At 73.3% G+C, this 6,195-nt stretch carries 9 protein-coding genes; 6 read left to right on the top strand and 3 right to left on the bottom strand.

Annotated features, from left to right (window positions below):
- Both JNW91_RS28550 and JNW91_RS28555 read left to right on the top strand, forming a co-directional pair.
- A partial coding sequence (locus JNW91_RS28550) for a hypothetical protein (protein WP_203178577.1) occupies nt 1-235 on the top strand: 235 nt, incomplete at its 5' end.
- A gap of 60 nt (nt 236-295) precedes the next feature.
- Nucleotides 296-1,021 (top strand): helical backbone metal receptor, encoded by a 726-nt coding sequence (locus JNW91_RS28555; protein WP_203178578.1) that lies wholly within the window; start codon nt 296-298, stop codon nt 1,019-1,021.
- A 10-nt stretch (nt 1,022-1,031) separates the two neighbouring features.
- On the opposite strand, the gene JNW91_RS28560 is transcribed toward JNW91_RS28555, so the two are convergent.
- Nucleotides 1,032-1,910, bottom strand: a complete 879-nt coding sequence (locus tag JNW91_RS28560; RefSeq protein ID WP_203178584.1) for a TerC family protein — start codon at nt 1,908-1,910, stop codon at nt 1,032-1,034.
- Between the two features lie 259 nt (nt 1,911-2,169).
- Between JNW91_RS28560 and JNW91_RS28565 the strand changes: the two genes are divergently transcribed.
- A complete protein-coding gene (locus tag JNW91_RS28565; RefSeq protein ID WP_203178579.1) occupies nt 2,170-2,562 on the top strand; it encodes an FKBP-type peptidyl-prolyl cis-trans isomerase in 393 nt (130 codons plus the stop codon).
- Nucleotides 2,563-2,624: 62 nt separating this feature from the next.
- Here JNW91_RS28565 and JNW91_RS28570 read toward each other — a convergent pair whose 3' ends face one another.
- On the bottom strand, nt 2,625-3,035 hold the full coding sequence (locus JNW91_RS28570; protein WP_203178581.1) for an STAS domain-containing protein: 411 nt from the start codon (nt 3,033-3,035) through the stop codon (nt 2,625-2,627).
- A 177-nt stretch (nt 3,036-3,212) separates the two neighbouring features.
- Here JNW91_RS28570 and JNW91_RS32790 point away from each other — a divergent pair, with 177 nt between their 5' ends.
- Genes JNW91_RS32790 through JNW91_RS28575 form a run of 3 tightly spaced genes read left to right on the top strand, consistent with a single transcriptional unit; the run spans nt 3,213 to nt 4,227 of the window.
- A complete protein-coding gene (locus JNW91_RS32790) occupies nt 3,213-3,398 on the top strand; it encodes a hypothetical protein (RefSeq protein ID WP_238425876.1) in 186 nt (61 codons plus the stop codon).
- A complete protein-coding gene (locus JNW91_RS33750) occupies nt 3,371-3,592 on the top strand; it encodes a hypothetical protein (RefSeq protein WP_309244509.1) in 222 nt (73 codons plus the stop codon). Before JNW91_RS32790 ends, JNW91_RS33750 begins: the two co-directional genes overlap by 28 nt.
- The gene (locus JNW91_RS28575; RefSeq protein ID WP_309244510.1) at nt 3,553-4,227 is read left to right on the top strand and encodes an SMP-30/gluconolactonase/LRE family protein; all 675 of its coding nucleotides are present in this window, start codon (nt 3,553-3,555) and stop codon (nt 4,225-4,227) included. The genes JNW91_RS33750 and JNW91_RS28575 overlap by 40 nt, the downstream gene beginning before the upstream one ends.
- Nucleotides 4,228-4,285: 58 nt before the next feature.
- On the opposite strand, the gene JNW91_RS28580 is transcribed toward JNW91_RS28575, so the two are convergent.
- The gene (locus JNW91_RS28580) at nt 4,286-5,554 is read right to left on the bottom strand and encodes a L,D-transpeptidase (RefSeq protein WP_203178583.1); all 1,269 of its coding nucleotides are present in this window, start codon (nt 5,552-5,554) and stop codon (nt 4,286-4,288) included.
- Nucleotides 5,555-6,195 lie beyond the last annotated feature (641 nt).

The following is a 6,195-nucleotide window of genomic DNA, read 5'->3' on the forward strand; positions in this document are numbered from 1 at the left end:
CCGGGCGCTGGAGCGGGACCTGACCGGCGACCCCGCGGGTACGCGTGCCCGGGTGGTGCTCACCGGCGCGCCGCCCCACCCCGACGTGTGGATCCGGGTGGACCTGACGGCCGACGCCGGGGCGGCCGGCGTCCGCGAACACGTCCACGCCGCGGTCCGCCGTTTCGCCGCGACCGCCGGGTGCCAGCCCGCGCACCTGGACGTGACCGCCCGGATCGAGACCGGACGACCCTGACCGGCGCCGCGCCGGCCGGACGGGCATGATCGGTGCGGGCGGCGGACGGAGGTACGCGGGGTGCGGGTGGTGTCGCTGGTGCCGTCGCTGACCGAGGCGGTGGCGCTGACCCTGCCCGGGACGCTGGTCGGCGCCACGGACTGGTGCAGCCACCCGGCCGGCCTGGACGTCGCCCGGGTCGGCGGCAGCAAGTACCCCGACCTGGAGCGGGTCCGCGCACTACGACCCGACCTGGTCCTGCTGAACGTGGAGGAGAACCGCCGGGCCGACGCCGACGCGCTGCGCGCCGCCGGCGTGCCGGTACGCGTCACCTATCCGCGTACCGTCCCGGGCGCCCTGACCGAGTTGGGCGAGTTGCTGGCGGAGCTGGGTGCGCCGGCGGAGCCGGACTGGCTGCGGGCGGCGAGAAGGGCGTGGGCCGAGCCGCCAAGGCTGGCGCCGGCCCGCCGGGCGGTGGTGCCGGTCTGGCGGCGGCCCTGGGTGGTGCTCGGGGCGGACACGTTCGCCGGCGACGTGCTGCGCCGGCTCGGCGTCGTCAACGCCTACGACGAGCATCCCGAACGCTATCCCCGCCCGAGCCTCGCCGAACTGCGCGACCGCTCGCCGGAGCTGGTGGTGCTGCCCGACGAGCCGTACCGGTTTACCGCCGAGGACGGGCCGGAGGCTTTTCCCGGCGTACCGTGCGCACTGCTCTCCGGCCGGCACCTCACCTGGTACGGCCCCTCCCTGGCCGAGGCGCCCGCGCTGCTGGCCGACCAGCTGTCCCGGCCGGTACGCGCCGGTTGACGCGGCGGTCTCAACCGGCGGTGCGAGCGCGGCGGCCGACCACGACGCTGGCCCCGATGGAGGCGGCCAGGCTCAGCACCACCACCGCGAGGGTCAGCCAGATCGGCAGTTTGCCCACCGGCGTCTCGGCCAGGATCAGCTTCAAGCCCGCGAAGGCGAGCACCAGGGCCAGCCCGTAGCGCAGATAGGCGAAGTGCCGCAGCAGACCGGCGAGGCAGAAGTAGAGGCTGCGCAGCCCCAGCACGGCGAACGCGGTGGCCGTCCACACCAGGAACGTGTTGGTGGTGATGGCGAGGATCGCCGCCACCGAGTCGATCGCGAAGACGATGTCGGTGGCCTCGATCGCGATCAGCGTCACCAGCAGCAGGGTCGCCACCCGCCGCCCGCCGACCCGGGCGGTGAAACGGTTCCCGTGGTAGCCGGCGTCGGTGGGCACCGCGCGCCGGAACAGCCGCACGACCGGGTTGCGCTCCGGATCGACGTCCGGCTCCCCGCGTACGGCCAGCCGCCAACCGGTCCAGATCAGGAACACCCCCAGCACGACCCCCGCCCAGGTGAGCCGGTCCAGCAGCTCGGCGCCGGCGAAGATGAACAGCAGGCGGAAACCGAGCGCCCCCACGACGCCCCAGAACAGCACCTTGTGCTGGTAGCCGGCCGGCACCCGGAAGTAGCCGAACAGCAGCGCGAAGACGAAGACGTTGTCCACCGAGAGCGCCTTCTCCAGCAGGTAGCCGGAGAAGTACGCGATGGCCGGCTCGCCGCCGAGACCGACCCAGACGACCAGCCCGAACAGCAGGCCGGCCCCGATCCAGACGGCGCTCCACAGCAGCGCCTCCCGCAGCTCGATGACGTGGTCGTCCCGGTGTGACAGCACGTCGACCGCGAGCATCACGGCGATCACGGCGCCGACCGCCGCCCACGCCCACAGGGGCACCGCGACCGTCGCCTCACCCACCCGGCGCCCCCCGGCATCGACCACCGTCCGCCGCCCCGCCCCCGTGCTGGCCGGCCGCTCCCGAGCCTAGGCGAGCGGCCTACCCGGCGTCGGAGTTTGGCGGGGTGGCGGGTCCGCTGAACATTGGTGGGGCGTGATCCGGCAGGATCGACGGTGACCGGACACATCACCCAACACGGCAGGAGATCCCCGCATGAACCAGGCAGCAGGCGCCCGTTCGGGCAAGCCCGAGGTCGGTCCGATCGAGGGTGCGCCGCCGGCCGACCTCGTGGTCGAGGACATCACCGTGGGCGAGGGCCCGCAGGCGCAGCCGGGTCAGCTCGTCAGCGTGCACTACGTCGGCGTGTCGCACTCGACCGGCAACGAGTTCGACTCGTCCTGGAACCGGGGCGAGGCGTTCGAGTTCCCGCTCGGCGGCGGCCAGGTCATCGCCGGGTGGGACCAGGGCGTGGTGGGCATGCGCGTCGGCGGCCGGCGTCGCCTCACCATCCCGCCGCACCTCGGGTACGGCGACCGGGGCGCGGGCGGCGTCATCAAGCCGGGTGAGACCCTGGTCTTCGTCGTCGACCTGCTCGACGTGCGCTGACCGACTCTCGGCGGGGTCGCCGGCCGACACCGGCGGCCCGGCCCGGGCGCACCGCGCCGGGCTCAGGTGGGCGTGGGAGCCGTGGTCAGGCGGCCAGCATCAGGTCTGCGGCCGGTCCGGCCGGGCGGCGGGGCGGCCTCGACCACGCGGCCCGGCTCCAGCACCGTCATCACCCGATGCAGACCGGTGGCGCGGAGCACCCGCGCGACCACCGGGGTCGGGTCGACGAGGACGAGCTCGCCGCCACGGGCCCGGACGCGCAGGTGCGCGGCGAGCAGCGTCCGCACGCCGGCGGCGGAGAGCAGCCGCAGCCCGGACAGCTCAAGGTAGAGCACCGGGCGCGCCGGCGCGGACCACAGCACGGAACGGAACGCACCCACCGTGGCGATGTCGACCTCGCCGGCCACCCGCACCTGGACCACCCGGTCACCCACGTTGACCTGCACGTCCAACCGGTCGCTGCGCTCTTCCATGCCCAGAAATCTATCCTCCGCCACCGACAGTTTCGCCCGTCCACAAAGTGATTCCGGGTACGCCCAGGGTCATCCCCCGAGACCCCCCGGGTCCCCCTCGGGGTGCAGGCCGGGGTGCGGCGCGCGGCGCGTGCGGAGATACCGGAGCGGACGACATCGGCGGGTGAGAATGGACCGATGGTGATCCCCCGGCCCCGGCCGCCCCGGTTGATCCGGCCCGTGCGCGAGCCGGCCACCGTTCCTCCCCCGCTCACCGGGGCGTGGGCCGCCACCGACCGCCGCCTCGACCATGCCGACCTGCTGCCGCTGCCCGACGGCGCCGTCGTCCCGAGGACGTGCTGGTCGACCCGGCCGGACGGGTGATCAGCGGCGACGAGAACGGCCGGCTGTGGTGGTGGCCGGCGACGCGCCCGCCGGCACCCAGCCCCGGCTGCTGGCCGAGACCGGCGGCCGACCGCTCGGCATCGAGCTGGACCCGTCCGGGGAGGCGCTGGTCGTCTGCGACGCGTACCGGGGGTTGCTGCGCGTCACACCGGACGGGGTGGTACGCGAACTGACCGGGACGGCAGCCCCGGTGCACCTGGCCAACAACGCGGCGGTGGCCCGCGACGGCACCGTCTACTTCACCGACTCCTCGGACCGGTTCCCGGTCTCGCACTGGAAGCGGGACCTGCTGGAGCACCGCCCCAACGGCCGGGTGCTGGCGCACCACCCGGGCAGCGGGCGCACCGACGTGGTGGCCGACGGGCTGTACTTCCCCAACGGGATCGCGCTGACCCCCGACGAGTCCGCGCTGATGCTGGTGGAGACCACCACCCACCGGCTGCTCCGCGTCGAGTTGGGCGGCGGGGTGCGCGTGCTCGCCGACCTGCCCGCGTACCCGGACAATCTTTCCGCGGTGGGCGACGGGACGTACTGGATCGCACTGCCCAGCCCACGGGTGCCCATCGCCGAGCGGTTGCTGCCGCATCCGCGACTGCGTCAGCTCGCCGCGTTGCTGCCCGACGCGATGCAGCCCCAACCGCGCCGCTACGGGCTGGTGGCGTTGGTCGACGACGCGGGCACGGTCCGCCGGACGCTGCACGGCCCGGCGGGGCACTACTGGATGATCACCGGGGTACGCCAGCACGGCGCCCAGCTCTGGCTGGGCAGCCTGATCGGGGCTGGCGTGGCCCGCGTACCCCTGGACTGACGCCGCGGGGGCCGCCCGCCGCGAGGGCGGCCGGCCCCGGACGGCCGTCGGTGGCGTCTCAGCGACCGGTGACCGAGGGTGCCGGGGCGGGCGATCCCCCGGCCACCGCGCCCGGGTGCGCCGGAGCGGGCGGCACGGGCTTCAACCCGGACGGCACCGGCAGGGCGCTGCCCCGGACGAACTCGTCCCAGCTCACGTTCCACGCGGTCCAGCCGTTGCCCGGCTGCAACTCCACCTCGGTGCCCTTGACGGTGATCAGGTCACCGACCTGGGTCACACCCATCAGCCAGTCGGCCGCGGCGGCGGAGACGTTGGCGCAGCCGTGCGAGACGTTGGTGTTTCCCTGGTCGCCCTCGGACCAGGGGGCCGAGTGGATGAATTCGCCGCCCCACGTGTACCGCTGGGCGTCGTCGACGTCGACGACGTAGCCGCCGTTCGGGTCACCCCGGGTGTCGAAGGTGGTCCGCTCGTGCTTCTCCATGATCACCATCTTGCCGCTGGAGCTGGGCGTGCTCGCCTTGCCCAGGCTGACCGGGATCCGCCGGATCTGCTTGCCGTCGCGCAGCACGGTCATCTGCTTGGTGGCGTTGTCGATCTCCAGCGCGAGTTGCCGTCCGATCTTCGAGGTCGCGGTCCGCTCGGCGTCGCCGACCCGGTCCTTGCCGATGGGCAGGCCCTCCAGTCCGGCCCGGACGCTGATCGTCGTCCCCGGCTTCCAGAAATCGGGCGCACGGTAATAGACCTGCGTTCCGTCGTCGAGCCACGACCAGGTGCCCGGTTGCGGCGGATTTGTTTTTACGAACAACCGGCGTTGCACATCCGCCCTGGCCTCTTTCGGAATTCCCGGGTCGAACGCCACGGTTACCGGCATCGCCGTGCCGTACGTCCGGTTACCGACGAAATAAAGGGTGCTGGTGATCTGCGGCTTGGTGGACTTGGCCATCGTGGTGAACGTGGTGCTGCGGGTGGTGGTGGCGCCCGAGTCGCCGGTCGCGGTCACCTCGGCGGTGTACGTCCGCCGGGGTTGCAGCGGCGCGCTCGGCACCCAGCCCGAGCCGTCCTCGCGCGGTTCGGCCTTGACCTGCGCGCCCTTGTCGTCGGTCAGCCGCACGGCGGTGACCCGACCGCCCTTGACCGTGGTGCCCACCTCGGCGCTGACCGGGACCTCCCGGGTCTTGTCCCCCGGTGTCACGGTCAGCTCCGGAGGGGCGGCGTGCCCCTTGGCCGGCCCGGCCGCCGGATCCCGGTCGGCGGTACACCCGCCCAGGACGAGTGGTGCGGCTGCGATGGTTACCGCCAACAGCGTGAGTCGCCGCCTCGACGTCATGTTCTGTCCCCCCGTTTTTGGCTTCCCTCCGCCACATTCTCGCCGCCCCGTCGGGAGCGTCCACGCCATTCGGAAATAATCGCGGCGCATTTATTGGTGCATTTTCCGGCGCTGCGTCGCTTGGCGGATCAAAGGCCCACCCGACCGTCCTGGCGTCCTTTGCTCCGCATCAGCGGACGCGACCCCGGGTGTCCGGATAGCCGGCGCTGCTCGGCGGGGACGGGCGACCGGGCGACCACGCCGGCCCGGCTTCGGACGTGTACCGGCGGGAGGTCCGGGCCGGTGGCGCACCCCGGGCACGGACTTTTGTCAGCTGGAGCGAAACTTTCGCCGAACGCGACGAAGCTTTGCCTTCGTCCGGGGGTAAGGGTAGGGTCCCGATCTAGATAGAGGGTTGCCCATTCGTCGATCAGCCTGCCGCCACCCCGGCCGGGTCGCCGCGTCCCGCCCGACGGGTCCGGTCGTGCCCCGCGCGTCGTCCCTCACCGTGCCGCCGGAGCCTGCCTCCGGCCGGTTCGGCGCGCCCGGACGGCGGCAGCCGGTCGACCGCCGTCGACGGCGTGCCCCGCCGTCAGGAAGGGACCACCACCATGGATCAACAGACCAACCGATCGGAGCCGACACCGGCGTTCGAGGCGGTC

It is taken from the genome of Micromonospora parastrephiae (assembly GCF_016802865.1).
GTDB lineage: Bacteria > Actinomycetota > Actinomycetes > Mycobacteriales > Micromonosporaceae > Micromonospora > Micromonospora parastrephiae.